The 25,932-nt window shown below is 66.7% G+C and carries 27 protein-coding genes; 11 read left to right on the plus strand and 16 right to left on the minus strand.

What is annotated here, in order from left to right; all coding sequences use genetic code 11:
• Nucleotides 1-64 precede the first annotated feature (64 nt).
• Nucleotides 65-886, minus strand: coding sequence for a pyruvate, water dikinase regulatory protein (locus ASD86_RS05120; RefSeq protein ID WP_036103082.1), 822 nt, complete (start codon nucleotides 884-886; stop codon nucleotides 65-67).
• A gap of 134 nt (nucleotides 887-1,020) precedes the next feature.
• On the opposite strand from ASD86_RS05120, the gene ppsA reads away from it, so the two are divergent.
• Nucleotides 1,021-3,402 (plus strand): phosphoenolpyruvate synthase, encoded by a 2,382-nt coding sequence (gene ppsA, locus ASD86_RS05125; protein ID WP_056107762.1) that lies wholly within the window; start codon nucleotides 1,021-1,023, stop codon nucleotides 3,400-3,402.
• A 7-nt stretch (nucleotides 3,403-3,409) separates the two neighbouring features.
• On the plus strand, nucleotides 3,410-4,363 hold the full coding sequence (locus tag ASD86_RS05130; protein WP_056107765.1) for a mechanosensitive ion channel domain-containing protein: 954 nt from the start codon (nucleotides 3,410-3,412) through the stop codon (nucleotides 4,361-4,363).
• Between the two features lie 258 nt (nucleotides 4,364-4,621).
• Here the strand turns inward: ASD86_RS05130 and orn are convergent, their stop codons facing one another.
• Nucleotides 4,622-5,188: an oligoribonuclease gene (gene orn / locus ASD86_RS05135; RefSeq protein WP_056107768.1), complete on the minus strand. Its 567-nt coding sequence runs from the start codon at nucleotides 5,186-5,188 to the stop codon at nucleotides 4,622-4,624.
• A 65-nt stretch (nucleotides 5,189-5,253) separates the two neighbouring features.
• Here orn and ASD86_RS05140 point away from each other — a divergent pair, with 65 nt between their 5' ends.
• The 4 genes from ASD86_RS05140 (at nucleotide 5,254) to ASD86_RS05155 (ending at nucleotide 8,886) form a co-directional block, all read left to right on the plus strand.
• The gene (locus ASD86_RS05140; protein WP_056107771.1) at nucleotides 5,254-5,745 is read left to right on the plus strand and encodes a DUF2721 domain-containing protein; all 492 of its coding nucleotides are present in this window, start codon (nucleotides 5,254-5,256) and stop codon (nucleotides 5,743-5,745) included.
• Nucleotides 5,746-5,842: 97 nt separating this feature from the next.
• Nucleotides 5,843-6,325: a DUF2721 domain-containing protein gene (locus ASD86_RS05145; protein WP_162253617.1), complete on the plus strand. Its 483-nt coding sequence runs from the start codon at nucleotides 5,843-5,845 to the stop codon at nucleotides 6,323-6,325.
• A 761-nt stretch (nucleotides 6,326-7,086) separates the two neighbouring features.
• Entirely contained in the window at nucleotides 7,087-8,220 is a 1,134-nt protein-coding gene (locus ASD86_RS05150) for a Cache 3/Cache 2 fusion domain-containing protein (RefSeq protein ID WP_056107776.1), read from the plus strand.
• 75 nt (nucleotides 8,221-8,295) lie between these two features.
• Complete coding sequence (locus tag ASD86_RS05155) at nucleotides 8,296-8,886, plus strand: hypothetical protein (RefSeq protein ID WP_056107779.1); 591 nt, start codon at nucleotides 8,296-8,298, stop codon at nucleotides 8,884-8,886.
• 202 nt (nucleotides 8,887-9,088) lie between these two features.
• On the opposite strand, the gene tadA is transcribed toward ASD86_RS05155, so the two are convergent.
• The 3 genes from tadA to ASD86_RS05170 all read right to left on the minus strand — a co-directional run bounded on the left by tadA (nucleotide 9,089) and on the right by ASD86_RS05170 (nucleotide 10,780).
• The gene (gene tadA / locus ASD86_RS05160; RefSeq protein WP_056107783.1) at nucleotides 9,089-9,583 is read right to left on the minus strand and encodes a tRNA adenosine(34) deaminase TadA; all 495 of its coding nucleotides are present in this window, start codon (nucleotides 9,581-9,583) and stop codon (nucleotides 9,089-9,091) included.
• A complete protein-coding gene (locus ASD86_RS05165) occupies nucleotides 9,580-10,080 on the minus strand; it encodes a hypothetical protein (RefSeq protein ID WP_157476181.1) in 501 nt (166 codons plus the stop codon). Before ASD86_RS05165 ends, tadA begins: the two co-directional genes overlap by 4 nt.
• Nucleotides 10,081-10,261: 181 nt before the next feature.
• Complete coding sequence (locus tag ASD86_RS05170; protein WP_056107789.1) at nucleotides 10,262-10,780, minus strand: DUF1993 domain-containing protein; 519 nt, start codon at nucleotides 10,778-10,780, stop codon at nucleotides 10,262-10,264.
• Nucleotides 10,781-10,907: 127 nt separating this feature from the next.
• Between ASD86_RS05170 and ASD86_RS05175 the strand changes: the two genes are divergently transcribed.
• Nucleotides 10,908-11,594 (plus strand): TetR/AcrR family transcriptional regulator, encoded by a 687-nt coding sequence (locus ASD86_RS05175; protein ID WP_082578087.1) that lies wholly within the window; start codon nucleotides 10,908-10,910, stop codon nucleotides 11,592-11,594.
• A gap of 20 nt (nucleotides 11,595-11,614) precedes the next feature.
• On the opposite strand, the gene ASD86_RS05180 is transcribed toward ASD86_RS05175, so the two are convergent.
• From ASD86_RS05180 to folD, 6 genes are all read right to left on the minus strand, one after another.
• Nucleotides 11,615-11,836: a hypothetical protein gene (locus ASD86_RS05180; protein ID WP_056107791.1), complete on the minus strand. Its 222-nt coding sequence runs from the start codon at nucleotides 11,834-11,836 to the stop codon at nucleotides 11,615-11,617.
• 521 nt (nucleotides 11,837-12,357) lie between these two features.
• On the minus strand, nucleotides 12,358-12,584 hold a 227-nt coding region (locus ASD86_RS26435; protein WP_235567679.1), incomplete at its 5' end, for a hypothetical protein.
• 926 nt (nucleotides 12,585-13,510) lie between these two features.
• Nucleotides 13,511-14,167 (minus strand): hypothetical protein, encoded by a 657-nt coding sequence (locus ASD86_RS05185; RefSeq protein ID WP_157476185.1) that lies wholly within the window; start codon nucleotides 14,165-14,167, stop codon nucleotides 13,511-13,513.
• Between the two features lie 84 nt (nucleotides 14,168-14,251).
• Nucleotides 14,252-15,820, minus strand: a complete 1,569-nt coding sequence (gene guaA / locus ASD86_RS05190; protein WP_056107797.1) for a glutamine-hydrolyzing GMP synthase — start codon at nucleotides 15,818-15,820, stop codon at nucleotides 14,252-14,254.
• A 116-nt stretch (nucleotides 15,821-15,936) separates the two neighbouring features.
• Nucleotides 15,937-17,394, minus strand: coding sequence for an IMP dehydrogenase (gene guaB, locus ASD86_RS05195; protein ID WP_036103682.1), 1,458 nt, complete (start codon nucleotides 17,392-17,394; stop codon nucleotides 15,937-15,939).
• Between the two features lie 446 nt (nucleotides 17,395-17,840).
• The gene (gene folD, locus ASD86_RS05200) at nucleotides 17,841-18,719 is read right to left on the minus strand and encodes a bifunctional methylenetetrahydrofolate dehydrogenase/methenyltetrahydrofolate cyclohydrolase FolD (protein WP_056107800.1); all 879 of its coding nucleotides are present in this window, start codon (nucleotides 18,717-18,719) and stop codon (nucleotides 17,841-17,843) included.
• Between the two features lie 157 nt (nucleotides 18,720-18,876).
• On the opposite strand from folD, the gene ASD86_RS28165 reads away from it, so the two are divergent.
• Nucleotides 18,877-19,212 (plus strand): DUF1244 domain-containing protein, encoded by a 336-nt coding sequence (locus tag ASD86_RS28165; RefSeq protein ID WP_056107802.1) that lies wholly within the window; start codon nucleotides 18,877-18,879, stop codon nucleotides 19,210-19,212.
• A 7-nt stretch (nucleotides 19,213-19,219) separates the two neighbouring features.
• The gene (locus ASD86_RS28170; protein WP_082578088.1) at nucleotides 19,220-19,312 is read left to right on the plus strand and encodes a DUF1244 domain-containing protein; all 93 of its coding nucleotides are present in this window, start codon (nucleotides 19,220-19,222) and stop codon (nucleotides 19,310-19,312) included.
• Nucleotides 19,313-19,450: 138 nt separating this feature from the next.
• Here ASD86_RS28170 and ASD86_RS05210 read toward each other — a convergent pair whose 3' ends face one another.
• A complete protein-coding gene (locus ASD86_RS05210; protein ID WP_056107806.1) occupies nucleotides 19,451-20,494 on the minus strand; it encodes a DUF2272 domain-containing protein in 1,044 nt (347 codons plus the stop codon).
• A 237-nt stretch (nucleotides 20,495-20,731) separates the two neighbouring features.
• Here ASD86_RS05210 and ASD86_RS05215 point away from each other — a divergent pair, with 237 nt between their 5' ends.
• The gene (locus ASD86_RS05215) at nucleotides 20,732-21,529 is read left to right on the plus strand and encodes an alpha/beta fold hydrolase (protein ID WP_235567680.1); all 798 of its coding nucleotides are present in this window, start codon (nucleotides 20,732-20,734) and stop codon (nucleotides 21,527-21,529) included.
• Between the two features lie 21 nt (nucleotides 21,530-21,550).
• Nucleotides 21,551-21,919 (plus strand): RidA family protein, encoded by a 369-nt coding sequence (locus tag ASD86_RS05220; protein ID WP_056107809.1) that lies wholly within the window; start codon nucleotides 21,551-21,553, stop codon nucleotides 21,917-21,919.
• Nucleotides 21,920-22,018: 99 nt separating this feature from the next.
• Here the strand turns inward: ASD86_RS05220 and moeB are convergent, their stop codons facing one another.
• The 4 genes from moeB to ASD86_RS05240 all read right to left on the minus strand — a co-directional run bounded on the left by moeB (nucleotide 22,019) and on the right by ASD86_RS05240 (nucleotide 25,928).
• Nucleotides 22,019-23,155, minus strand: a complete 1,137-nt coding sequence (moeB, locus tag ASD86_RS05225; RefSeq protein ID WP_056107812.1) for a molybdopterin-synthase adenylyltransferase MoeB — start codon at nucleotides 23,153-23,155, stop codon at nucleotides 22,019-22,021.
• A gap of 187 nt (nucleotides 23,156-23,342) precedes the next feature.
• Entirely contained in the window at nucleotides 23,343-24,563 is a 1,221-nt protein-coding gene (glp, locus tag ASD86_RS05230; protein ID WP_056107815.1) for a gephyrin-like molybdotransferase Glp, read from the minus strand.
• Between the two features lie 63 nt (nucleotides 24,564-24,626).
• Complete coding sequence (locus ASD86_RS05235; RefSeq protein ID WP_056107818.1) at nucleotides 24,627-25,253, minus strand: NTP transferase domain-containing protein; 627 nt, start codon at nucleotides 25,251-25,253, stop codon at nucleotides 24,627-24,629.
• Between the two features lie 99 nt (nucleotides 25,254-25,352).
• Nucleotides 25,353-25,928, minus strand: a complete 576-nt coding sequence (locus ASD86_RS05240; RefSeq protein ID WP_056107821.1) for an NADPH-dependent FMN reductase — start codon at nucleotides 25,926-25,928, stop codon at nucleotides 25,353-25,355.
• Nucleotides 25,929-25,932: the final 4 nt, after the last annotated feature.

The following is a 25,932-nucleotide window of genomic DNA, read 5'->3' on the forward strand; positions in this document are numbered from 1 at the left end:
TCCCGATTCCCGATTCCCGATTCCCGATTCCCGATTCCCGATTCCCGATTCCCGATTCCCGAAATCAAAACATCTCGCGATGAATCCCAAGCGTCGTCAGCACCTTGCTGGCGATCTCCTCAATCGAGGTATGGGTGGTGCTCAGGGTCGAGATGCGTTCGGCGCGGAACATCATCTCGGCCGCGGCGACCTCGCGCTTGCAGGTCTCGAACTGGGCGTAACGCGAGTTGGGCCGGCGTTCCTGGCGGATCTGCTGCAGCCGGACCGGGTCGATGGTCAGGCCGAACAGCTTGTTGCGGTACGGCCGCAACCGCGGCGGCAGGCGGTCGTGCTCGAGGTCTTCCTCGGTCAGCGGGTAGTTAGCCGCGCGGACCCCGTAATGCAGGGCCAGGTAAACGCAGGTCGGGGTCTTGCCGGCGCGCGACACCGCGACCAGGATCAGGTCGGCCTCGTTGTAGTCCACGCTCTGGCCGTCGTCGTGGGTCAGGGCGAAGTTCATCGCATTGATACGGCGGTGATACGTGTCGAAATCGGCGATGCCGTGGGCCTGGCCGATCCGGCGTTGGCGCAACTCCTGAAATTCGCGCTCCAGCGGTTCGATGAACGGCGCGAATACGTCCAGCATCAGCGCCCCGCTCTCGGCCAGGGCCGCGCCGACATCGCCGTCCATGCACGAGTTGATCACCACCGGGCGTACACCGTAGGACACGGCGGCCTCGCGGATCTTGGCCGCGACCTCCTGCGCGCGCTCGACGCTGTCGACGAACGATATGCGATCGGTCACGAAACGGGTTTCGGTGAACTGGGTGAGCAAGCTGTGGCCGATCGTCTCGGCGGTGATGCCGGTGCCGTCGGAAACGTAGAAAACCGGTCGGGTCCCTGCCATCGATAACCTCGTCAGAAAGCTGCACCAATACGAAAAACCCCGCCGGATCAAGCTTGTATGCACCCGACACCCGGGCGATCATATCCGCTTGGCCGCGTCGGACGCGTCCTCGCCCCCCTCGGAGATAGTGTGCCTTGAACGAGAACATCCTCTGGCTGCACGCGCTGCGCCTCAACGATCTGGCCCGCGTAGGCGGCAAGAACTCCTCGCTCGGCGAGATGATCGGCAACCTCGCCAACCTCGGCGTCTCGGTCCCGGGCGGCTACGCCACCACGTCCGAGGCCTTCAAGGCCTTCATCGCCCATAACAACCTGCACCAGCGCATCTTCGACAAGCTGGCCACGCTGGACGTGGAAGACGTCCCGGCGCTGACCCAAGCCGGCGGCGAGATCCGCGGCTGGGTCATCGAGGCCCCGCTGCAGCCCGACCTGGACCAGGACATCCGCACCGCCTACCGCCAGTTGTGCGCCGAGAACGGCGGCGGCGACGTGGCCGTCGCGGTGCGCTCCTCGGCCACCGCCGAAGACTTGCCCGACGCGTCGTTTGCCGGCCAGCAGGAAACCTTCCTGAACGTCACCGGCGAAGACGACGTGGTGCGCAAGGTCAAGGAAGTCTTCGCCAGCCTCTACAACGACCGCGCCATCGCTTACCGCGTGCATCACGGCTTCAAGCACGAAGACGTGTTCCTGTCGGCCGGCGTGCAGTTGATGGTGCGTTCCAACGTCGGTTCCTCCGGCGTGCTGTTCACCCTGGACACCGAATCGGGCTTCCGCGACGTCGTGTTCATCACCTCCAGCTACGGCTTGGGCGAAATGGTCGTGCAAGGCGCGGTCAACCCGGACGAGTTCTACGTCTACAAGCCCACCCTGGCCCAGGGCAAGCCGGCGATCCTGCGCCGCAGCGTCGGCGCCAAGCAGTTGCGCATGGTGTATTCGGATACGCCCGGCGAACGCGTGCGCACCGAAGACACGCCGGCGGAACTGCGTTCCAAGTTCTCGATCAACGATGCCGACGTGCATGAGCTTGCGAAACAAGCCTTGGTGATCGAAAAGCATTACGGCCGCCCGATGGACGTCGAGTGGGCGAAGGACGGCGTCAGCGGCAAGCTGTTCATCGTGCAGGCGCGCCCGGAAACGGTGAAGTCGCGCGGCAAGGCGACCCAGATCGAGCGTTACCAGCTGGAAAAGCGCGGCGAAGTGATCTGCGAAGGCCGCGCGATCGGGCAGCGGATCGGTTCGGGCGTGGCGCGCATCGTGCGCAGCCTCGACGACATGAGCCGGGTCCAGCCCGGCGACGTGCTGGTCGCCGACATGACCGATCCCGATTGGGAGCCGGTGATGAAGCGCTCGGCCGCGATCGTCACCAACCGCGGCGGCCGCACCTGCCACGCGGCGATCATCGCGCGCGAACTCGGCGTGCCGGCGGTCGTCGGCACCGGCAATGCGCTGGACACGATCAAGGACGGCGAAGTCATCACCGTCAGCTGCGCCGAAGGCGATACCGGTTTCATCTACAACGGTGAACTGCCGTTCGAGCGCCACGTCGCCGACCTGGAAAAAATGCCGCCGGCGCCGCTCAAGGTGATGATGAACGTCGCCAACCCCGAGCGCGCGTTCGACTTCGCGATGCTGCCGCACGCCGGCGTGGGCCTGGCGCGGCTGGAGATGATCATCGCCAGCCACATCGGCATCCATCCCAAGGCGTTGCTCGAATACGCCTCGCAGGACGCGGCGACCAAGAAGAAGATCGACGAGAAGATCGCCGGTTACGACGTCGACCCGGTGCAGTTCTACGTCGATCGCCTGGCCGAGGGCATCGCCACCATCACCGCCGCGTTCGCGCCCCATCCGGTGATCGTGCGTCTGTCGGACTTCAAGTCCAACGAATACGCCAACCTGATCGGCGGCTCGCGCTACGAGCCGCATGAAGAGAACCCGATGATCGGCTTCCGCGGCGCCAGCCGTTACGTCGATCCGAGCTTCACCGACGCGTTCGCGCTGGAATGCCAGGCGGTGCTGAAGGTGCGCGAACAGATGGGCCTGACCAATTGCTGGGTCATGATCCCGTTCGTGCGCACGCTCGACGAAGGCCGTCGCGTGGTCGAGGTGCTGGAGAAGAACGGTCTCAAGCAAGGCGAGAACGGCCTGAAGATCATCATGATGTGCGAAGTGCCGTCGAACGCCTTGCTGGCCGACGAATTCCTCGACATCTTCGACGGCTTCTCGATCGGTTCCAACGACCTGACCCAGCTCAGCCTGGGCCTGGACCGCGACTCGGCGATCGTCGCCCACCTGTTCGACGAACGCGATCCGGCGGTGAAGAAGCTGCTGGCGATGGCGATCTCGGCCGCGCGCGCCAAGGGCAAGTACGTCGGCATCTGCGGCCAGGGCCCGAGCGATCATCCCGATCTGGCCGAATGGCTGATGGATCAGGGCATCGAGTCGGTGTCGCTGAATCCCGACACGGTGGTCGACACCTGGCTGCGCCTGGCGAAGGCCAAGGCCAAGCAGGCCTGAGCGCGGCATGGCGAAGCAGGAGATCGCGCAGACCGTCGTGCCCAAGTCCCTGCTGGGACTTGAGGCCGGCTTCGACATCGACAAGCTGACCGCCTGGGCGCAGACCAAGGGCCTGACCCTGCTCGGCGCGCTGGCGATCCTGCTGATCGGCCTGTGGGTGGCCAAGTGGCTGTCGCGGGCGTTGGAGCGGGTCATGACCCGCGCCAACATGGAAGTCACCCTGCGCGGCTTCCTGCGCAATATCGCCTATGCGGCAATGATCGTGATCGTCGCGGTCGCGGCGCTGCAGCAGGTCGGCGTGCCGATGACCTCGGTGCTCGCGGTGCTCGGCGCCGCGGGCCTGGCGATCGGCCTGGCGCTGAAGGACTCGCTGTCCAACATCGCTTCGGGCGTGATGCTGATCGTGCTGCGTCCGTTCCGCGCCGGCGACTACGTGCAGGCCGCGAACGTGGAGGGCACGGTCGAGCAGATCCGGGTGTTTCAGACCCGCCTGCGCACCATCGACAACCGGGTGATCGTGCTGCCCAACAGCCTGATCACCACCGCGGTCATCGTCAATTTCACCGCCAACCCGAAGCGCCGCATCGACCTCACCGTCGGCGTGGGCTACGACGACGATCTCAAGACCGCCAAGGAAACCCTGCTGGCTCTGGCTAATGCGCACGCGAACGTGTTGCCCGATCCGGCGCCGGAAGTGCTGGTCACCGCGCTGGCCGAAAGCAGCGTCAACCTGGAGCTACGCGCCTGGGTCAAGACCGCGAACCTGATGCGGACCAAGAGCGATCTCACCGAAGGCATCCGCAACGAACTGATCGGCAAGGGCCTCAACATCCCGTATCCGCAGCGCGATCTGCACGTGTATCACCACGATGCCGATGGACGGCCGATCGCGGAGTTGCTGACCAAGTCGATCGCCGACGACGGCGACGTGCCGAAGCCGGTGGCGAAGCCTAAGGCGTAAGCGGCAAGCGCCTGGTGATTTGTACGAAAGTCGCTGGATTCCCGCGTTCGCGGGAATGGCGGGCGGGTGTTGAGCGCATTATTTGTCGAAGCCGCGTCCTGTCGGATCGTCATTCCCGCGAACGCGGGAATCCAGCGACTTTCGCTATCGATGCCGACCTAAGCCAATCGAGCGATGACTTGAGCCTGCGCGCCCGGCCAGGGCGCATGGCGCCATGGCGTTCGCGGATACGCGCCGATGGCTCGCAAGCCCATCCGCTCAGCCCAAGCCGCCGAGCTTGCCCATCGCCGCGCGGTAATGCTTGAGCTCGGCGATCGAATCCATCACGTCGCTCAGCGCGGTGTGCTTGCTGTCCTTGCTCAGCCCCGCCAGCACGTCCGGCGCCCAGCGCCGCGCGAGTTCCTTGATCGTGCTGACGTCGAGGTTGCGGTAGTGGAAGTAGCGCTCCAGGCGCGGCATGCAGCGATGCAGGAAGCGGCGGTCCTGGCAGATCGAATTGCCGCAGATCGGCGACGTGTTCGGCGACACCCACTGGGCCAGGAAATCCACGGTCCGCGTCTCGGCCTCGGCCATCGGCACGCCGGCTTCGAGCACCCGCTTCCACAGCCCGGACTTGCCGTGCTGGTTGCGGTTCCATTCGTCCATCGCCTGCAGGCGTTCGAGCGGATGGGCGATCGCCAGCTCGGGCCCTTCGGCCAGCACGTTGAGCTGCGCGTCGGTGACGACGGTGGCGATTTCCAGGATGGAATCGCGGTCGGTGTCGAGCCCGGTCATCTCCAGATCGATCCAGATCAGCCGGTGCTCGGGTCCATTTTTCTCGGTCATAGCCTCGCCGTCGTGCCCAGGTCGCGGCATCATAGCCCACGCCCCCGCCCGACGACCCCACCGCGATGAGCCAGAACGCCACCCTCGCCCACTACGCGATCCTGACCGCGATGCTGGCTCCCGCGTTCTTCCTGACCGCGACCGCCTCGCTGCTGCTGTCGGCCAATAACCGGCTGGCGCGGGTGATCGACCGCGCCCGGGTGCTGCTCAAGGAACTGGCCGACAGCGACGACGCCGAGGAACGCGACCTGATCGAGCGCCACATCCTGCGCCAGAAGAAGCGCAGCCGGATCATCCTGCGCGGCAGCCAGCTGCTGTACACCGCGATCAGCTTCTTCGTCGGCACCAGCCTGACCGTCGCCGGCGACGCGGTGCTGGGCTATCGCCTCGGCTTGGTGCCCACCGTGCTCGCCGCGTTCGGCGTGCTGTCGATGTTCGCCGCCAGCCTGCTGCTCGCGCGCGAGTCCTCGCTCGCGGTCGAGGCGGTCAACGAGGAAATGGATCACGGCCATGCCAGCGCGATGAAGCGCTGGGCCAACCGGCCGCCGCTGCCCTGAGCCGACGATCCGCTCCACCCACCTGCGTTCGCGCACGGCGCCGTTGCGTCATCATGTCGATCCGAACGCATCGAACGCCCGCAACATGGACCCCGCCATGGCCGATCCGCTGCAACTGAGCACCCATTACACCGTGGTCTCGGCGATGATCACGCCGGCCTTCTTCCTGACCGCGACCGCTTCGTTGCTGGTGTCGTCCAACAACCGGCTCGCGCGCGTGGTCGATCGCATGCGCCAGCAGTTGGCGCTGCTCGAGGACACGATCGACGAACACGCGCGCGATTACCTGGAAGCGCGGATCATCCTGCACCGCCGCCGGGTGCGGTTGATCCTCACCTGCCTGCAGCTGTTGTACGGCGCGATGACCGCGTTCGTCGCCACCAGCCTGTCGATCGGCATTGACCAGTTCACCGATTACCGCATCACCGGCGTGCCCACCGGCCTTGCGATGTGCGGCGTTCTGCTGGTGCTGGCGGCCTCGATCAACCTGGGCCGCGAGGCGCGCATGAGCGTGAGCATGCTCGACGCCGAAGTGAAGCGCGAGTTCGATCGCGATCAACGCACCGGCAAGCGCAACTAACAAGCGCGCCTCGGGCCGCCGACGCCGGCCTGCGCAGTTGACCTGCATCGCCCGCAAAAAGTTCGAAGTCCATCACAAATTTCAATTCGGCCGCATCGCCGCCGATGCAGATTTTCTTGCGTAAAACTCGTGCATTAGCGCGTATCGAAACGGCCTGACTTGCCACCACCCGCGCTGCACTCCGCGCCGTCCCAACCTCAGACGGCAAACGGCGAGACCACGGCCTAGTGCAAAGGCCACTCTTTTGCAGCCGCTGGCCCCTGGCGATGGAATCGTTTCAGACGCCAGGCAAGCACCCATTGTCTCCGACCGTTGAAGCTGCGAACAGCGCCTCGCCTGCATCCATGGCCGGCACATGGATGTTTAGCGCCATGAAGCAGCGCGTCGCCGGACATTAATCCCCCATGAGCCGGCCAGGCCATCGGCGATGCGCACGTTCGCAAAAACCGTACCTGCGAGCGACACAAAGCTCGCGTTGCACGCGATCAGTCGCCGCCTGTTCTCACGAAAGATGCGCAAATAACGCACGCGCACAACTATTTTAATTACATAAAACATATGCCGGTAAAAATTTTCGCCGCGTCCGCGATCCGATTGATCTGAACAAACATCTGATTGTGAAACGAAAAACGATACCGCTATCTTGTCGCCGTCTTTCGAACGTGGCCGCGTTCATGACGCCTTGAGCGCCGTGCGCATCACCCGCTTCATCTCGTTTCGAATCGCACACATTCATCAATGCGGTCCAGGGGAAAAACTCAATGAATCTTCACTCGTTGCGGGTGCGCCTGCTGCTGCCTGTGCTCGCTCTGGTGCTGGTGTTCGTCGTCGCGTTGACCATCGCGCTGGCCATGAACCAAGCAAGCCATGTCCGCGAAGATGCCGCGCAATCGATCGACCGTCGCACCTACGCGCTGCAAAGCCTGTTCGCGGTCACCCGTTCGGTGATGCTCGACCGCACCCGCGACGCCATGCGCCTGCTGCGCAGCGAAGGCCGCCGCCTCGGCCCGCCGAGCGTCGGCGGGCGCGTAGTCGTCGGCGGCCGCAACAGCAACGACTTGGTGCTCGGTGGCGTTTCGCAAGCCAATAACTTCGCCCTGGTCGACGGTGTCACCGCCTTGGCCGAAGGCACCGCCACGCTGTTCGCCCGCGACGGCGACAACTTCGTGCGCGTGGCCACCAATGTGCGCAAGGACGACGGCAGCCGCGCCGTCGGCACCCAACTCGATCCCACCGGCCAAGTCATTCCGTTCATGCGCAAGGGCGAAGCCTTCTACGGGGTGGTCGATATCCTCGGCACGCCGTACGTCACCGGCTACGAGCCGATCTTCGCCGGCAACGACACTCAGCGCGCGATCGGCGTGTGGTACGTCGGCTACAAGACCGACCTGAAGGCATTGACCGCGGTGATCGATGCCAGCCAGGTGCTGGAGTCGGGCTTCATGGCGGTGTTCGACGGCAAGGGCAAGTTGCGTTTCCATTCCAAGACCGGCGCCACCACCGACGCGGCGGAGATCGAACGCATCGCCAGCCAGAATCCGCAGGACTGGGTGGTGACCCGGCAGGAAGTGCCCGATTGGGGCTTCACCCTCGTGTCCGCTTATCCCAAGAGCGACGTCGAGCATGTGATCGTGCGCCAGTCGTTGTGGATCGGCGGCATCGGCCTGCTGGTGTGTTCGCTGCTGCTGGGCCTGCAATGGACCCTGATCCAGAACCGGGTGTTGCGTCCGATCCAGCGCCTGACCGTGGTCGCCGAGGAACTCAGCGTCGGCAAGTGGAACCACACCATCAGCGAGGCGGATCTGAAAGACGAAATCGGCAAGCTCGCGCGCGCGATTTCACGCTTGTCCTACAGCGTCCGCGTGGCGATGGAAAAACTCGCCAAGCAACGCTGAGTCGAGCAGCGCCGAAGCGAGCGAGGCTGAAGCGACGAATCCCGACCAATCGTACGATGCCAGGTATCCGACATCATGAGCCATGAGTTCCGACCGCTGATCGAAGTGCTGCGCGAACTCAATGCGCTGGTGCAGATAGAGGCCTCCGGCTTCGTGTTCCTCGTCACCGAGGAACTGCACTCGGGCATCATCCGATTGCACAACGGCCAGGTGAAGGAAGTGACGTTCCGCATGCTGCGCAACGACGAGGCCGTGCAAGGCTTGTCGATGGTGTCGACCGCGAAGCTGCGTTTCCAGCCCAACGACATTCCGTCCTACGGCAACAAGATGGCCTTGAATCCCGCGTCGATGAAGTGGCTGCTCGGCGGATTCGAACAGGAGCTGGCCGGGCGTTCGGAAACGACCGCGGCGATCGCCGCGGCGAGCGCCCGCGCGCCTGAGCCGCCGCCGCCGGCGGCGCGGGTGGACAAGCGAGTGCGCGACGCGATCGAACAGGTGGCGGTGAACTACCTGGGGCCGATCGCCGGCATGCTCTGCCAGGAAGCCTTCGAGACCCGCCACGACCCCCGCCAGGTCGTGGCGCACTTGGCGACGTACTTGAACTCTCCGCAGGAGTCGCGCCGATTCGTCGACGACGCGCACAAGGCGCTCGACCTGCTGCGTTGAGCCACGGGTCGCATTGAAGACGCGGCAAACCCGGGAAGCCTGCCTGATGCCTTGAAACGGCACGGGTCATCGGCACTGCGCGGGCGTTCCGCAAGGAGCTTCAGTCCCGCTGCTTTCCGCTCCGGCGCGGCGAACCATCGGCCGCCGCGACCGATGCCATGGCGCCATCACCCGGGCTTTATCGCCAACCACGGCACTTCGATCAGACCGGCTTGCCGCGCTTGCGCCGGAAATACGTAGTCAGCCGCGTGCCCGCCTCCTCGCCCAGCACCCCGCCCTGCACCGCGACGCGATGGTTATGGCGCGGATCGGTCAGCAGATCGAATACGCTGCCGGCCGCGCCGGTCTTGGGATCGCTGGCGCCGTAAACCACCCGCGCGACCCGCGCATGCACCATCGCCATCGCGCACATCGCGCACGGCTCCAGGGTCACGTACAAGGTCGTGCCGATCAGGCGGTGATTGCCGATCCGACTGCCGGCTTCGCGCAAGGCGACGATCTCGGCATGCGCGCTAGGATCGTGGCTGCGGATGTTGCGGTTCCAGCCTTCGCCGAGCACCGCGCCGTCGGCCGACACCAGCACCGCGCCGACCGGGATCTCGTCGTCCTCGCGCTCGGCGCGATCGGCCAGCGCCAGCGCGTGGCGCATCCAGCGTTCGTCGATCGATGCCTGATCGCTCACGACGTCATCGCTCATTCTTCGACCCAGGCGGTCGAGTCGGAGCGCTCGCTGAAGACCCGGCCGTTGCGACGGATCAGCCGCTCGGTCCACTTGGTCACGCCCAGGTCGCGCGCGCCGACGGTCATCCGGCCTTCGGCCTGCACGGTCGCGCTGTGGCGGTCGTCGGCCACTTCGATGTTCTTCACCTCGATCGTCCACGACGGCAGCGGCAGGCCGATCTTGGCATCGCGGATTTCGACCAGTTCGGCGACCGTCTCGCGCGTGCGCTTGCACGACTCGGCCTTGTTCAGGCGCTCGTCCTTGCGCTGCTTGCCGGTGTAGGTGATTTCGACGACTTCGTAGTCGTCGGTCATGCTGGTGCAGAACCAGTCGCCGTCGAAGCGGTAGTAGGCCTGCATCTGTTGGTTGTAGTAGTCGCGCACGGCGGCTTCGTCGATGCGGCGCGCCAGGTCGAAGTACCAGAACGCCAGACCGGCCAGCAGCAGCGGCACCAGCATCAGCAGTCTTTTCACGTCACGTCCTCTGTGCGGATCGCCCGGACGGCGCCGGACCCGTTCCGGCGCGCCAAGGGCGACATGCTAAATCACAAGACGTCGCGAACCCGAACCCGGGTCGCGATTCCGGCCGACTGGCGACCGCGATACCGCTTGGGACGTACTGATCGGAGCCGTCGCCGGCCCCGATCATCACAACTCAGGCCGGCGACGCCGCGCCGCGCAGGTAGTCGAGCTTGCCGAGCGGCACGCCCTGGTGGCGCAGGATCCCGTAGGCCGTGGTCAGGTGGAAATAGAAGTTCGGCAGGACGAAGCCGCGGATGTAGTCGCGGGCGACGAACTTGAGTTCGCGGCCGCCCGGGCGGATCACGATCTCGCGTTCTTCCTGGCCGTCCATGCTGTCGGGGGTGACGCTGCGCAGGAACTCCTGAGTCTTGGCGATGCGCGCGCGCAACTCGTCGAGGGTGGTTTCCTCGTCGGCGAAACTCGGTGGGGCGATGCCGGCCAGGCGCGCGGCGCCGAACTTGGCCGCGTCGCTGGCCGACTGCACCTGGCCGATCAAGGTGTACATGTCGGGCGCCAGACGCCCGCCGATCAATTGCGAAGGGTCGATGCCCTGCTCGTCGGCGTAGGCGGCGCCCTTGTCGAGCAGGTGAGACAGCGTGTCGAGGCCGCGGGTGAAGGCCGGCACCGAGATGTCGTAGAGCGAGAAGCTCATGGGGAGGTCCTGTTTGCATGACGGGGAAACAGACGATGGCGAGGGCCGTGCAGGCCGCGACGGCCAAGCGTATCTAGCCGGCGGCGAGGGCCGCGACCGAGTCTGAGCGCTTGTCCCGGACCGGTCAATGAATTTAGTATCGATCGCTATGGAAATAGATGTTGCAGATTCGGCACCACCCGAAGCCGACGATGCGGCCGCCGAAACGCCTCCGCGCCGGCCGCGCGGACGGCCGCGCGCGTTCGATCGCGAGCAGGCCCTGGAAACCGCGATGCAGTTGTTCTGGCGTCAGGGCTTCGAGGCGACCTCGCTCAGCGATCTGACCGCGGCCATGGGCATCGCCCCGCCCAGCCTGTACGCGGCCTTCGGCAGCAAGCAGCAATTGTTCCGCGAGGCGCTGCAACGCTACCTGCAGCAGTTCCGCCAGCGCCACGCTGCCGGTCTGCAGGCGCCCGGGCTGAGCGCGCGCGAGGCGTTCGAGCGCTTGTTCTACACCATCGGCGACGGCTTCGCCGGCTGCGGGCAGCGCAGCGGCTGCATGCTGGTCGCGGCCGAGGTAGGCAGCGTCGGCACGTCGGCGCCCTTGCGCGAGGAAATCGCCGCGCACCGCCGCTCGATCGAAGCCGGCTTTCGTGCCCGCATCGAACGCGGCCAGCGCGAAGGCGACGTCGCCGCCGATTGCGATGCCGAGCGATTGGCCAAATTCCTGGCTACCGTGGTCCAGGGTCTGTCGATCCAGGCCCGCGACGGTGCGAACGCGGCTGAGTTAAGGGACGTGCTGCGCACCGCGCTGCGTGCCTGGCCCGCGGGCTGACCGGCGCGCGACTCAGGCGCTCAACGCTGCGAGTAGTAGCGCATCGCCAGGCCCGCGCCGCGCACACCGTCGCGACCGACGGAATCGACGCACCGGCAGCGCTCGAACGGAACCACGCTGCGCTGCGCCTGCGCCGAGCAGGCGCTGTCGGCATGCACCGCCGCGTCGTTGCGCGACGCCGCGACCGCCAGCAAGTGCGGCAGAGCCAACAGAGCGGCGGCGATCGGCAGAGTTTTCGACATCAGCGTTCTCTCCTGGGCAAGTCGGACGGCGCAGGTTCCGCGCGCACGGCACACGGATTCGGCCGCCCTTGTCTGGAACGACGAACCGGGCGGGAGCGAATCGACATGCGGATCGCGATTGGGGGATGGTCGGCGTCGAACGCCGGGGCGGGAGCGCGGCCGTCGGCCGGTTCGAGCGCAGATTACGCCGCCTTGCGGACAGGGGCGGTCCTAATGGCCGAGGGCCCAAGGCGGGGCTTGGCGCCTCACATTTCGCTGCCCGGGCTAGCGCGTTCGTCGCGCGGTAGCGCGGAAAGCACGTCCGCCAGCCACGCAACGGCAGACTTTGCATCGAACACGCACTCACCGACGCAGGCGGCAAGCGACGGCAAGATCACGAGCGTCGCCACATCGCGGCCAGCTTGCGGCCAACTCGCGATCAGATCGCCACCGGATCGCGTACGGGCCTCGATACCGACCCATCGATCGGACGACGTGGCACGAAAAGAGGCGGTCGCCCGCCCCTTCCCGCTTTACCGCGGTCAGCAGCCGGGCGAACAGATCGCCCAGCAACGCGAATCCGGATCGTCCGGATCGCAACTGCTGCAGCACGGACGCGCGACCGCGCTGAGGCTGACGCTGAGGCCCAGTCCGAACGCGAAGCACGCAAGGATCAACTTGGCACGAGACTTCCTGATCATCGTTTTCTCCAACGTGGCGAGGCGGCCGAGGCAGTCCTTGCTCCAGTCGCCCGGGACGCCGACGGCGANNNTGCCGTCGCGCGTGGGTTGCCGCGGCTCCTTCCGCGGTCAATGCGGGTTCGCCGGACGCGCGTCGAACACGCGGGTTCGCGCGAACGACCTCGGCTGCGCCGCGCGCTGCCTGCGGCGGCGCGGCGCTCTTGCACGCCCTCGCGCACGAACGGACCCAATGGAAGGGTCCGTCGGCGATCGGACGACGCGGCACGGAACGAGGCGGTCGCCCGCCCCTTCCCGCCTGCCCGGAATCAGCAACTGTCCGAGCAGATCGCCCAGCAGCGCGAATCGGGATCGTTCGGATCGCAATTGCTGCAGCAAGGAATCGCGAACGCGCTGAGGCTGAAGCTCAGGCCCAACCCAAACGCGAAGCACGCAAGCACCAACTTGGCACGAGACTTCCTGATCATCGTTCTCTCCAACGTGGCGAGGCGGCCGAGGCAGTCCTTGCTCCAGTCGCCCGGGACGCCGACGGCGANCGCCGTCGCGCGTGGGTTACCGCGGCTCCTTCCGCGGCCAATGCGGGTGCGCCGGACGCTCGTCGAATAGGCGGGTTCGCGCGAACGGGTTCGGCTGCGCCGCGTACGCGCCGACGATGCGGCACGCATGCCGGCATTCGCGCGCGAGCACGACCGAACGCAATGGAAAACGCAGCGGGCGCCGTGCACGCCGAAGCGAGGCTATCGGTGTTATCGGGGCTATCGCCGATCGCGGCACGGGCGCGGACACGCCAACCATCGACAAACGCATCGCCTGGACGCGAATCGCTGCCGAGCAACCTGCCGATCCATTCCGTGGCGGACATCCTTGCGTCCTTGACGGCGGCGCCCGATACGGGCGCGACGACTGAGTCGAACCCTAGCCCGGTCGACGCGCGGGAACCGCGTCAGTTGTCACAGCCCGGCGCATGCGTCGCCGCGGCGGCGCAAACGCGGTGTGTTCAAGCGTTCAGCGTTTCGACCTGCCCGTCGGCAAACACCACGAGCATCTTGCTGAATTCGCTGGAAACGCCTAGCTGCGAATAGACGTGACGGTACGTCGCGATCCACGCGGGGTCCCGTTCATCGGCGATCACGAGCCAGCGCTCGCCGCCGAAAGATTCGGTCGGATGCTTAACGGCCGCCGCGCCGATGTAGTTGAGCAAGGCCGCGGCCAGATCGAAAAGCACCCGCGGATCGGTGTCGGGGTTGTGCACGAAACCGATCACTTTCGACGCCGGCCTCGCGCCGCCCCTAGCGAACCGGACCCGGGTCTGATTGCCGCAGATGGTCTCGCCGATCTCGACCTGCACGGGTCCCCGTCGGAGACATTCGCTGATGTTGGATTCCAGCTCTTCTGCGGTCTTCGACGGCAGGCGAATCGGCGCGGTGACAGCGAGCATCACCACCTGCCCATCGGCGACTTGCGGCGAAAGCGCGGCCTGCAAACGCGAGATCAAACGCAACGCGACCTTGTCGAAGCGCAGACGGGGCACAGCATCGTCGCCGTGTCCCGCGACCACAGGTTCGATCACCGCGACATCGATGGCGATGCGTTTTGCGTCAAGCCTCAGATAGCCATCGGGCGACGTCGCCGTCGCCCCGCTCCCGGATCGCACCGAAGTATTCGGCGACCTGCTCGATCGCCGCCGTCTCGCGCTTGCCCGACCCGGACATACGCCGCACCTCTCAAAGGGCCGAACTTACTCCCACTCGATCGTCGCCGGCGGCTTGCCGCTGATGTCGTAAACCACCCGCGACACGCCGCGCAGTTCGTTGATGATCCGGTTCGAGACCGTGCCGAGGAAGTCGTACGGAAGATGCGCCCAGTGCGCGGTCATGAAGTCGATGGTCTCGACCGCGCGCAGCGCGATCACCCATTCGTAGGCGCGCGCGTCGCCGACCACGCCGACCGATTTGACCGGCAGGAACACCGCGAAGGCCTGGCTGGTCTTGTCGTACAGGCCGGCCTTGCGCAGTTCGTCGATGTAGATGTGATCGGCCTGCGCGAGCAGGTCGGCGTATTCGCGCTTCACTTCGCCGAGGATGCGCACGCCCAGGCCCGGGCCCGGGAACGGATGGCGATAGACCATCTCGCGCGGCAGGCCGAGTTCGACGCCCAGGCGGCGCACTTCGTCCTTGAACAATTCGCGCAACGGTTCGACCAGGCCGAGCTTCATGTGCTCGGGCAGGCCGCCGACGTTGTGGTGGCTCTTGATGACGTGGGCCTTGCCGGTCTTGCTGCCGGCGGACTCGATCACGTCCGGGTAGATCGTGCCCTGCGCCAGCCATTTGGCGTTGGCGAGCTTCTGCGACTCTTCGTCGAAGATCTCGACGAACAGGTTGCCGATGATCTTGCGCTTGGCTTCCGGGTCGCTGACCCCGGCGAGTTTTTCGAAGTAACGGTCGGCGGCGTTGACCCGCACGACCTTGACGCCCATGTGCTCGGCGAACATCGCCATCACCTGGTCGCCTTCGTTGAAGCGCAGCAGGCCGGTATCGACGAATACGCAGGTCAGCTGATCGCCGATCGCCTTGTGCAGCAGCGCGGCCACCACCGAGGAATCGACGCCGCCGGACAGGCCGAGGATCACCTCATCTTGGCCGACCTGCTCGCGCACGCGTGCGATCTGGTCGTCGATGATGTGCGCGGCGGTCCACAAGGTCTGGCAGCCGCAGATGTCGACCACGAAGCGGCGCAGCAGGGTCTGGCCCTGCTTGGTGTGGGTGACTTCGGGATGGAACTGCACGCCGTACCAGCCGCGCGCATCGTCGGCGAAGGCGGCGACCGGGATGCGGTCGGTCTTGGCGGTGACGACGAAACCGTCCGGCGCCTTCGACACGTGATCGCCGTGGCTCATCCACACGTCCAGGCGCGGCGGCGAGCCGGGATGATCCTTCAAGCCGTCGAACAAGCGATCGTGCGCGACCAGCGACACTTCGGCATGACCGAACTCGCGCTGATCGGCCGCTTCGGTTTCGCCGCCGAGCTGCTTGGCCATGGTCTGCATGCCGTAACAGATGCCCAGGATCGGCAGGCCGGCGTCGAACACCTGCTGCGGCGCGCGCGGCGAACCGTGCTCGGTGGTCGACTCGGGGCCGCCCGACAGGATGATGCCCTTGGCGCCGTACGCTTCGATTTCGGCCGGGTCGTGATCCCAGGCCCAGATCTCGCAGTACACGCCCAGTTCGCGGATGCGTCGCGCGATCAGCTGCGTGTATTGCGCGCCGAAGTCGAGGATCAGGATCTTGTCGTTATGGATATCGGTCATTGGGGCCGGGATTCGGGAATGGGGATTCGGGATTCGTAAAAGCGGAACGCTGGGGATGGGAAACGAATCGGCTTACCGAATCTCGAATCCCAAATCCCTAATCCCGCGCGCCGGCATCAGCCGGCGCGATAGTTCGGCGGTTCCTTGGTGATCTGCACATCGTGCACATGGCTCTCGCGCGCGCCGGCGTTGGTGATGCGCACGAAGCTCGGCTTCTTGCGCATCTCCTCGATGGTCGCGCAGCCCACGTAGCCCATCGTCGCGCGCAGGCCGCCGGCGAGTTGGTGGACCACGCCGCCGAGCGAACCGCGGTACGGCACACGGCCTTCGATGCCTTCGGGCACGAGCTTGTCGGCGTCGGAGGCGTCCTGGAAATAGCGGTCTTTCGAGCCCTGCTCCATCGCGCCCAGGCTGCCCATGCCGCGGTAGCTCTTGTAGCTGCGGCCCTGGAACAGTTCGATCTCGCCCGGCGCTTCCTCGGTGCCGGCGAACAAGCCACCGACCATCACCGTCGATGCGCCCGCGACCAGCGCCTTGCCGATGTCGCCCGAATAGCGGATGCCGCCGTCGGCGATCAGCGGAATGCGATCCTTCAAGGCTTCGGCGACCATCGCCACCGCGGTCACCTGCGGCACGCCGACACCGGCGACGACGCGGGTGGTGCAGATCGAACCCGGACCGACGCCGACCTTGACCGCATCCGCGCCGTGATCCATCAACGCCAACGCCGCTTCGCCGGTGACGATGTTGCCGCCGATCACCTGCAACTGCGGGAAGCGCTTCTTGACCCACTGCACGCGATCGAGCACGCCCTGCGAATGGCCGTGCGCGGTATCGACCACGACCACGTCCACGCCGGCCGCGGCGAGGGCTTCCACGCGCGCTTCGGTATCGCCGCCGACGCCGACCGCCGCGCCCACCAGCAAGCGCTCGGCGCTGTCCTTGGCGGCGTTGGGGTTGTCGGTCTTCTTCTGGATGTCCTTGACCGTGATCAGGCCGCGCAGCTCGAAGCCGTCGTTGACCACCAGGATCTTTTCGATGCGGTGCTTGTGCAGCAGCTGCAGCACTTCGTCGTCGCTGGCGCCTTCGTGCACGGTGATCAGGCGATCGCGCTTGGTCATGATGTGGCGGACCGGATCGTCGAGCTTGGTCTCGAAGCGCATGTCGCGGCTGGTGACGATGCCGACCAGCTGGCCGCCGTCGACCACCGGCACGCCGGAGATGTTGCGCGCGCGGGTCAGCTTGAGCACTTCGCCGATGGTGGTTTCCGGCCCCACGGTGAACGGTTCGCGGATCACCCCGGCCTCGAACTTCTTGACCTTGGCGACCTGCGCGGCCTGGGCTTCCAGGCTCATGTTCTTGTGGATGATGCTGATGCCGCCGAGCTGTGCCAGTGCGATCGCAAGGCGGGCCTCGCTGACGGTGTCCATCGCGGCCGACAGGATCGGCAGACGGATCGACAGGTCGCGGGTCAGGCGGGTGGAGAGGTTTACGTCCTTAGGCAGGACGATCGAATGCGCGGGGACGAGAGACACATCGTCGTAAGTAAGCGCTTCAGCCTGGATGCGCAGCATGGGCGGGCCCGGGAGGATGAAGCGCGCCATTCTAACCCGAACCGGGGGTCCGGCGCTGGGGTTAAGGGCGGAAAGGGGCGTTCTGCTGGCGGGGTTTGGCGGAGGGTTTAGCGGGGCTTTGGGTGAGCGGGCCGCCAGCGGCCGTGGCCTCATCCGCGCGCTTTTTTGCTCGTCATTCCCGCGAAGGCGGGAATCCAGAGACTTCAGCCGGTATTTTCCAGACTTCTTCTTGCTCGTCATTCCCGCGAACGCGGGAATCCAGTGTCTTTCCGGTTTGAAGTCGCTGGACTCCCGCGTTCGCGGGAATGACGGACTGGGTAGAGGACGCTGAAGTCTCTGGATTCCCGCCTTCGCGGGAATGACGAGCAAAAGCGGCAGTGCGAGAAAAGCGGGAGTAACGGTCAATAAAGCGACAACCGACTGTAACCGGTCGGGTCAAAGGCCTCTTAACCCCGATCCCCCGCCTCCGCCGCCTCCAACGTGTTCTGCATCAACGTCGCCACCGTCATCGGCCCCACCCCACCCGGGACCGGGGTGATCCAGCTGGCGCGCTGGGCGGCGGCGTCGAAACCGATGTCGCCGACCAGGCGGCCGTCGTCCAGGCGGTTGATGCCCACGTCGATCACCACCGCGCCGTGCTTGACCCATTCGCCCGGGATCAGGCTCGGGCGGCCGGCGGCGACCACCAGGATGTCGGCGCCGCGCACCGAGGCCTCCAGCACCTCAGGCGGGGTGAATTTGTGGCAGCTGGTGACGGTGCAGCCGGCGATCAGCAGTTCCAGCGCCATCGGCCGGCCGACGTGGTTGCTGACCCCGACCACGGTCGCGCTCTGCCCGCGCACCGGCCGGTCGGTGTAGCCCAGCAAGGTGGTGATGCCGCGCGGCGTGCACGGACGCAGGCCGAACTGGCGCAGCACCAAATGACCGACGTTCTCGGGATGGAAGCCGTCGACGTCCTTCTTCGGGTCAATGCGGTGGATCAGCGCGGTGGCGTCGCGGCGGTCGGGCAGCGGCAGCTGCACCAGGATGCCGTGGACCTCGGGGTCGGCGTTGAGCCGGTCGATCAGCGCCAGCAGTTGCTCGTCGCCGGTATCGGCCGGCAGGTCGTAGTCGATCGCGCGGATGCCGACCTTCTGCGCGGCGCGGCGCTTGTTGCGCACGTACACGCTGGAGGCCGGATCGTTGCCGACCAGCACCACCGCCAGACCGGGCCGCGACAGGCCGGCGGCGACGCGCGCGTCGACCTGGGCCTTGAGGTTGTCGAGCAGGTCCTCGGCGATGCGCTTGCCGTCGAGGATGCGGGCCGGGTGCGAAGAAGGCGTCATGCGGGGTCGTCGGCGCTGCGCTAGAGTCGGGGCCGCGCATTATCCCCCATTCTTTCGCGCGAATTCCGTCACTGCGCCGCCGAATCGGCGCCGGCCGGCGTCGCTCGCGGCCGCCGCGCCGCCATCCCGTCCCTCCAGCTCCGAACGAGACACCGCCATGAGCCATCCCGCCCCGCCCGTCGATTCCGCGCCGCAGGACCACGAAACCATCGCGATCCAGGCCGCCGCGTTCCGCCGCCTGCTCGCTCACCTCATGCACGAGCGCAGCGACGTGCAGAACATCGACCTGATGATCCTGGCCGGCTTCTGCCGCAACTGCCTGGGCGACTGGTACCGCGAGGCGGCGCAGGCGCGCGGCATCGATATGAGCAAGGACGAGGCGCGCGAAGCGATCTACGGCATGCCGTTCGCGCAATGGAAGGCGCAGTTCCAGCGCGAGGCGACGCCGGAGCAGGTGGCGGCGTTCGAGGCGGCGCAGAAACAACACGGCTGAGCACGGCATGCCGTTCGCGCAATGGAAGGCGCAGTTCCAGCGCGAGGCGACGCCGGAGCAGCTGGCGGCGTTCGAGGCGGCGCAGAAACAACACGGCTGAGCGACGTGGGTATCTCCTTGTAGGAGCGGCGCGAGCCGCGACCGCGACATCGCGGCTACGACGAAACCGACGCCGTGGTTGCGATGTCGCGGTCGCGGCTTACGCCGCTCCTACAGGGGGCGATCGAAGAGACGCGCGTCAGTTCTGCTCCGGCCGAATCCCAGGCGTATTCGGATTCGGACAACGCGGCACGCCCGAACCCACCACGCACTGCACGCAGCAACCCGACGGCTGCAACGACGCCGGCGCGGCCTGCGGGGCGAACAACGGCGTCGGCGGCGCGAGCTGGGCCAAGGCGGATTCGGACTTGAGCTTGAGCAGCACCGCCCAGTCGAGCTTGCTCATGTCGCAGGCCGAAGCGGTGTCGGGCGAACACTCGACCTGGGTTTCGCTGCGCAGCGGCAGCGGCCAGAACTGGCCGTTGCGGTTGACCGCCATCAGCCGCATGGTCGCGCCCTGCTGGACGTTGCCGCCGATCAGATAGGCCTTGCCGTCGTTGCCCGGATTGACCGCGACGACCACGTCGCAATGCATGTTGAGCGAACCGTTGGCGGCGTCGAGCGCGGCGCTCAGGCCCTGGAAGCCGTAGACCCGATTGCTCGAACGCACCGCGCACAGCAGATCGCCGGGCGAAGCGGTCGCGCTGGCCGGATCGAGGAACTGGAACGGACTTTGATCGGCGCTGCGATACGCGTCGCGCACATAGTCGTAATGACTCGCCGACGGCCGGAACCCGGGCACCGACGCTTTCATCATCACGTAGGAAATGAACGCCGCCGACCACGGGTTGTCGATCAGGAAGGCGCGGCAGGCCACCGCCGAATAGCCGCTGCCGTAGGGATCGAAGCATTGCTCGGCGCCGGCGAAACCGCTCATGCGCTGCAGCAGGCCGGTGTCGCGCCAATAGCTGGCGGTGCGACGCCAGGTTTCGGTGGCGCCGTCCTGCAGGCGCGAGGTCTCCGCTTCGCTGACCACCGCGCTGGCGAGCCGGCCCTGGGTGTCGATAAAGGGCCGGAACCACAGCAGGTTCTCGGTGCAGGCCGCCGCCGCGATGCGGGTGGCCGCGTCCGCGGCCGCGCCCTGGTCGCGCAATGTGGGACAGGCGTCGGCGGCGAGCGCGGGCCGCAGCGGCCACAACGTTGCCGACAGACTCAGCAAAACCAACAAAGCGCAGCGGTACATCGGCGATCTCCGGGTGGCGATGCGGCCGCGATGCTGGGCGGCCGCAGGGTTTCTCGGCACGACCCCAATGAGCCCGCCTGTTTCCAGCCTAGTCATCTTCCGTGCAAACAGTGTGATCGCGCCAGCGCTGGCGAGACAGCACCGTCGCGGGTTATCGTCGCAACAACGCACTGCGGCACACGGTTTGTGCGACCGCAGTCGGCGCTCCCCCGCCCCGCAAGGAAGGCTCTCGCATCGATGGCTCGCAACCCCCGTCTGCTCCAATCCGTCACCGTGCTCGCCGGCGTCGCCGCGGCCGGTTATCTCAGCATCTGCGGCTGGCTGTACTTCAAGCAGCGCGAGCTGATGTATTTCCCGCAGAACACCCGTCTTGGCTCGGACATGACCGATTACACGGTCGATCGCGGCGACGTGGTGCTGCGCGGCTGGCGGCTCAACGCGGGCCGCGAAAAGGCCCTGATCTATTTCGGCGGTAACGCCGAACGCATCGAGAACATGCGCGAGTCGCTGGCGCAATGGTTCCCCGATCGCACCATCTACCTGGTGTCCTACCGCGGCTTCGGCGCCAGCGAGGGCCAGCCCGAGGAAGCCAAGCTGTTCGCCGACGCATTGGCGATGTTCGATCAGGTCGCGCGCGAACATCCCAAGCAACCCATCGCGGTGATCGGCCGCAGCCTCGGCAGCGGCGTCGCCAGTTATGTCGCCGGCCAGCGCCCGGTCGAGCGCCTGGCGTTGGTGACGCCGTTTGACAGCCTCAGCGAAACCGCGCAAGCGCATTACAACTGGCTGCCGACGCGCTGGCTGGTCCGCGACCGCTACGACTCCGTCGCGCATCTGCGCGGTTATTTCGGCCCGATCCTGGTCGTGCGCGCGAGCGCCGACGACGTGATCCCGCCGGCCAACACCCAGCGTCTGATCCACTCGTTGCAAACGCGTCCGCACGGATTGGACGTGATCCAGTTGAACGGCGCCGATCATCACAACATCGGCCAGTACCCGCAGTACGGTCAGGCTTTGAGGGATTTCATCCACTGATCCATCAACCCGAGGTGCGACATGGAACGCCAAGTGATCCATCCCACCGAAGTGTCTTACTCGCAGGCGCACCAGATCACCGGTTTCAAGCGCCTGTTGTTCATCAGCGGCCAGTTGCCGCAATGCGATGCCTGCATCCTGCCCAAGGATTTCGACGGCCAATGCCGCCGCGCCTGGGCCAACGTCGAACGCCAGCTCGAAGCGGCCGGGATGGATTTCAGCAACCTGGTCAAGGTCACCACTTTTTTGACCGACCGACGCATGCGCAAGCGCAATTACGAAATCCGCCATGAAGTGCTGGGCGAGCATTCGCCGGCGCTGACGGTGGTGATCGCCGAGTTGTACGAGGAAGGCTGGATGGTGGAGATCGAGGCGATCGCGGCGGACTGAGGGAGCTAGAGGAACGAGTTCAGAGGAGTGAGGAGTGAGTAAGAGCCGGAGCGCGGCGAACGATGCTCTTACTCACTCCTCACTCCTCTCCACTCACTATTAACTCGAAGCGCAGAACGCTTGGTAGTCGATGTAACCCGGAAACGCGCGATCGGCCGCGCACACCGGGCAATCGGGATCGGGCCGCAGGCGGGTTTCGCGGAAGCGCATCGCCAATGCGTCGAAGTGAAGCAGGCGTCCGGCCAGCGATTCGCCCAGGCCGAGGATCAGCTTGACCACTTCGGTCGCCTGGATCAGCCCGACCACGCCCGGCAGCACGCCGAGTACGCCGGCCTCGGCGCAGTTGGGCGCGGCCTCCGGCGGCGGCGGTTCCGGAAACAGGCAGCGGTAGCACGGGCATTGGCCGCGATGGCGGCCGGCATCGAACACGCTGACTTGGCCTTCGAAACGGTGGATCGCGCCGTACACCAGTGGCTTGGCCAGTTTCACGCAGGCGTCGTTGAGCAGATAGCGCACCGGGAAATTGTCGGCGCCGTCGAACACCACGTCGGCGTCGCCGATCAGGCGCTCGACGTTGTCGGAACTGATCCGCTCGGCGAAGGTTTCCACCCGCACGCGCGGGTTGAGCGCGTTCAACGCGATCCGCGCCGATTCGACCTTGGACACGCCGATCCGGCCCTCGGTGTGCAGGATCTGCCGTTGCAGATTGCTGCGATCGACCACGTCGTCGTCGGCCAGCACCAGGGTGCCGATCCCGGCCGCGGCCAGATAGAACGCGGCCGGCGAACCCAGCCCGCCCGCGCCGACCATCGCCACGCGCGCGGCCTGCAGCTTGCGCTGGCCGGCTTCGCCGACTTCGGGCAGACGCAGGTGGCGCGAATAGCGGTCGTAGAAGTCGCGTTGTTCGTCGGACTGCTCCAGCACCGCCAGCGGCAGGCCGTCGGCGATCCAGCGCGCGGTGCCGCCTTCGACCGAGGCGACCCGGGCGTAACCGGCATCGAGCAAGGCCTGCGCGGCGCGCAGCGAACGCGCGCCGGATTGGCAGATCAGCACGATGGCGGCGTCGCGGTCGGGCAGATGCGCTTGCGGGTCGGCTTCCAGCGCGTCCTTGACGATGCCCAGCGCGTGCTCGGCCTGGCCGGCGGCGCGTTCGTGCGGCTCGCGCACGTCGATCAGGATCGCGCCGGCCTGCTGGCGCGCGCGCGCTTGCGCGGGGGAAAGGTGTTCGATGCTCATGGATGGATTATCGCCGGTTGCGGTGGGGCCGGCGGGCGTGGGATGCGACGGACTGTTGCGCCTGCCCTCACCCAACCCTCTCCCGCGAGCGGGAGAGGGCTTTAGACACGCGAAGCTATCTAAAGCTCTCTAAAGCCCCTCTCCCGCCTGCGGGAGAGGGGTTGGGGTGAGGGCCGGCAAGCAATTTTCAACCCAAGGCATACGGCATCACCTCCATCACCGTCCCCTCCTGCAACCGCTGCGGCCCCTCCGGCACCACCATCAGCGCATCGGAATCGGCCGCCGCGCGCAGCCGGTGCGAGCCGGTGGCCGGATTGGGATCGACCCGCAATACCCCGTCGTCGTCGCTGAGCAGGCGCGCGCGGATGAATTCGCGCCGCGGATGGGTTTTCTCGATCGATCCGACCAGCCGCGCGCGCCACACCGGGCGCGGTTCGGCGCGGCCTTGCAGCCCGTCGATCAGGGCGCGGCCGAAGCTCAGGTAGGTCGCCATCACCGACACCGGATTGCCCGGCAAACCCAGCATGCGCGCCTGGTCCATGCTGCCGAACAGCAGCGGCATGCCCGGGCGCATCTTCACTTTCCAAAAATGGATCGCGCCGAATTCGCCGAGCACCGCGGGGATGTGGTCCTTCTCGCCGGCCGACACCGCGCCGCAGGTGAACACCAGATCGAACGCGCAGGCGGCGTCGCGCAACGCGATCTCGACCTGCTTGGGATCGTCAGGCAAGCGCGGCCACGCGGTCGGTTCCAGACCGTCGGCGCGCAGCAGCCCCATCAGCAGATCGCGATTGCTGTCGTAGATCTGCCCCGGCGCCAGCGGCATGCCCGGTTCGACCAGTTCATCGCCGCTGGTGAACACCGCGACCGTGGGTTTGCGCCGCACTTCCAGCGAGGCCAGCCCCAGCGAGGCCGCCAGCGACACCCGCGCGGGCGTGAGCAGCTGCCCGGCGCGCAGCACGCGCTCGCCTTCGCGCACGTCTTCACCGGCGTAGCGCACGTTCTGGCCGAGCGCCGTCGCCGGCACCCATACGCGATCGCCGTCGATGCGCACGTTTTCCTTGATCGCCACGGTGTCGGCGCCGGCCGGCAACGGCGCGCCGGTGGTGATGCGCACGCATTGGCCCGCGCCCAGGCTCAAGCCGGCGGTGAGACCGGCGAATTGTTCGCCGACCAGGACCAGCGCGGTGTCGTCGCCGTCGAGATCGGCGTGACGCAGGGCGAACCCGTCCATCGCGCTGTTGTCGAACGGCGGCAGCGACAGCGGCGCGTCCACATCCTGCGCGAGCACGCGGCCGTGGCAACGCGGCAACGACAGGGACTCGGTGGCGAGCCGATGCGCGGCGGCGACCTCGGCGACGATCGCCATGGCGTCGTCGAACAGCAGGCCGGTGGGGAAATCGCTCATGGCTGGGGACTCATCGAAGACATGTGGATTGAGGGAGAGGCGGTCGCCGCCGGCAAGGATGGTTCAGTGCTGATCCGTCGGCGGATCGCAGCGCTCCGGACCGGCCTGGGAGTCGGCCTGAAACCCGGCCGCGGCCAGATCGTCGAGCGTATTGAGATTGCCGAAGCGTAGGCCATCCAGACGCAGCGCGGCCATGCCGAGTGCGGCCTGCAGCGCGCGCACGGCCAGCGCGCGGCGTCGCAAGGCCACGGCGAGGGCTGCGCGCAGCGGCGCGACCGGCCACAACGCGAACAAGGGCTGCACGCCGTCGTCGTCGATCGCGTACGCACCCTGCCCGGTTTGCGCGGCGATCAGTGCCGACAACAGGTGTTCGTCGAGGTTGACCGCATCGACCGGCAAGGTGAACAACCATGGCGTCGCGCAGGCACCGACCAGCGCAGCGAGACCGCCGAGCGGCCCCAGGTCGGGCTCGGCATCGGCGAGCGCTTGCAGACCGTGCGCGGCATAACGCGCGTGATCGCGATTGGCGCTGACCCACACCTGCGCGACCTGCGGTGAGTACACGCGCGCCAAGCGCAGCACCTGCGCTTCGCCGTCGCGTTGCAACCAGGCTTTGTCGAGTCCGCCCAAGCGCGAAGCGCGGCCGCCGGCGAGCAGGCCCAGGCTGAGATCGTTGCGCAGGACGGACATGAGGCGGGTAGCGACTCGCGGCGGCGGACCTGAGCGCATTGTGCCTCCACGGCCGCAAACGCGGTGTCGTCGTGCCGGTGTCGTCGTGCGCCGCCGACGCTACGGCGCGCTTGCAGCGAGTTCGGCCTGCCGCTGCCGCGCCTGTCGGACGTGCGCGACGATCTCGCCCCATGCCGCCTCCAACGCGGACGCGAACCGTGGCGTGTTCGCGATCTCGGACACGGTCACGCCCGAACCGATCACGGGAATGCGCACGCACGCGGCGTCGATCAAATCGGCCGACATGGTGCAAAGAATTTCCTTGAGCGCGTCGTCGGCGTGATGCGACTGGAACGCGGGATTGAACGCCGCCACGGGTTTGCCCCCGAACGGCGGATGCCCGACCAGCCAGTCGAGTGCGTTCTTGATCGTGCCGGTGACGCCGTGGGCGTATTCCGGGCTGACGACGATGATCGCCTCGGCGTCGGTGACGGCCTGCCACAGCGCCGCCACGGCCTGCGGGGGCCGCGATTCCAGATCGGGGTTGAACAGCGGCAATTCGCTCTCGCGTTCGAACGCGACCTCAGCCGGCGCCAGCGCGCGAGCCGCGCGCAACAAACCGGCGCTGAAGGACTGCGCGCGCAGGCTGCCGCACAGGCCCAGCAGCTTCATCGGACGTGCGCGCTCGACCGACATGGGC

Source organism: Lysobacter sp. Root690 (genome assembly GCF_001427785.1).
GTDB lineage: Bacteria > Pseudomonadota > Gammaproteobacteria > Xanthomonadales > Xanthomonadaceae > Lysobacter.

Bases quoted from the DNA above. Each gene is read 5' to 3' on its own strand.
- ASD86_RS05175 (WP_082578087.1), top strand. From the start codon at position 10,908: ATGAATTTAGTATCGATCGCTATGGAAATAGATGTTGCAGATTCGGCA.
- ASD86_RS05235 (WP_056107818.1), bottom strand. From the start codon at position 25,253: ATGTCCGTCCTGCGCAACGATCTCAGCCTGGGCCTGCTCGCCGGCGGC.
- ASD86_RS05120 (WP_036103082.1), bottom strand. From the start codon at position 886: ATGGCAGGGACCCGACCGGTTTTCTACGTTTCCGACGGCACCGGCATC.
- ASD86_RS05150 (WP_056107776.1), top strand. From the start codon at position 7,087: ATGAATCTTCACTCGTTGCGGGTGCGCCTGCTGCTGCCTGTGCTCGCT.
- ASD86_RS05170 (WP_056107789.1), bottom strand. From the start codon at position 10,780: ATGAGCTTCTCGCTCTACGACATCTCGGTGCCGGCCTTCACCCGCGGC.
- moeB (WP_056107812.1), bottom strand. From the start codon at position 23,155: ATGAGCATCGAACACCTTTCCCCCGCGCAAGCGCGCGCGCGCCAGCAG.
- ASD86_RS05220 (WP_056107809.1), top strand. From the start codon at position 21,551: ATGGAACGCCAAGTGATCCATCCCACCGAAGTGTCTTACTCGCAGGCG.
- guaB (WP_036103682.1), bottom strand. From the start codon at position 17,394: ATGCTGCGCATCCAGGCTGAAGCGCTTACTTACGACGATGTGTCTCTC.
- ASD86_RS05155 (WP_056107779.1), top strand. From the start codon at position 8,296: ATGAGCCATGAGTTCCGACCGCTGATCGAAGTGCTGCGCGAACTCAAT.
- folD (WP_056107800.1), bottom strand. From the start codon at position 18,719: ATGACGCCTTCTTCGCACCCGGCCCGCATCCTCGACGGCAAGCGCATC.
- orn (WP_056107768.1), bottom strand. From the start codon at position 5,188: ATGACCGAGAAAAATGGACCCGAGCACCGGCTGATCTGGATCGATCTG.
- ASD86_RS05210 (WP_056107806.1), bottom strand. From the start codon at position 20,494: ATGTACCGCTGCGCTTTGTTGGTTTTGCTGAGTCTGTCGGCAACGTTG.
- guaA (WP_056107797.1), bottom strand. From the start codon at position 15,820: ATGACCGATATCCATAACGACAAGATCCTGATCCTCGACTTCGGCGCG.
- ASD86_RS05145 (WP_162253617.1), top strand. From the start codon at position 5,843: ATGGCCGATCCGCTGCAACTGAGCACCCATTACACCGTGGTCTCGGCG.
- ASD86_RS28170 (WP_082578088.1), top strand. From the start codon at position 19,220: ATGCCGTTCGCGCAATGGAAGGCGCAGTTCCAGCGCGAGGCGACGCCG.
- ASD86_RS05130 (WP_056107765.1), top strand. From the start codon at position 3,410: ATGGCGAAGCAGGAGATCGCGCAGACCGTCGTGCCCAAGTCCCTGCTG.
- glp (WP_056107815.1), bottom strand. From the start codon at position 24,563: ATGAGCGATTTCCCCACCGGCCTGCTGTTCGACGACGCCATGGCGATC.
- ASD86_RS05215 (WP_235567680.1), top strand. From the start codon at position 20,732: ATGGCTCGCAACCCCCGTCTGCTCCAATCCGTCACCGTGCTCGCCGGC.
- tadA (WP_056107783.1), bottom strand. From the start codon at position 9,583: ATGAGCGATGACGTCGTGAGCGATCAGGCATCGATCGACGAACGCTGG.
- ASD86_RS05140 (WP_056107771.1), top strand. From the start codon at position 5,254: ATGAGCCAGAACGCCACCCTCGCCCACTACGCGATCCTGACCGCGATG.
- ASD86_RS28165 (WP_056107802.1), top strand. From the start codon at position 18,877: ATGAGCCATCCCGCCCCGCCCGTCGATTCCGCGCCGCAGGACCACGAA.
- ASD86_RS05180 (WP_056107791.1), bottom strand. From the start codon at position 11,836: ATGTCGAAAACTCTGCCGATCGCCGCCGCTCTGTTGGCTCTGCCGCAC.
- ASD86_RS05240 (WP_056107821.1), bottom strand. From the start codon at position 25,928: ATGTCGGTCGAGCGCGCACGTCCGATGAAGCTGCTGGGCCTGTGCGGC.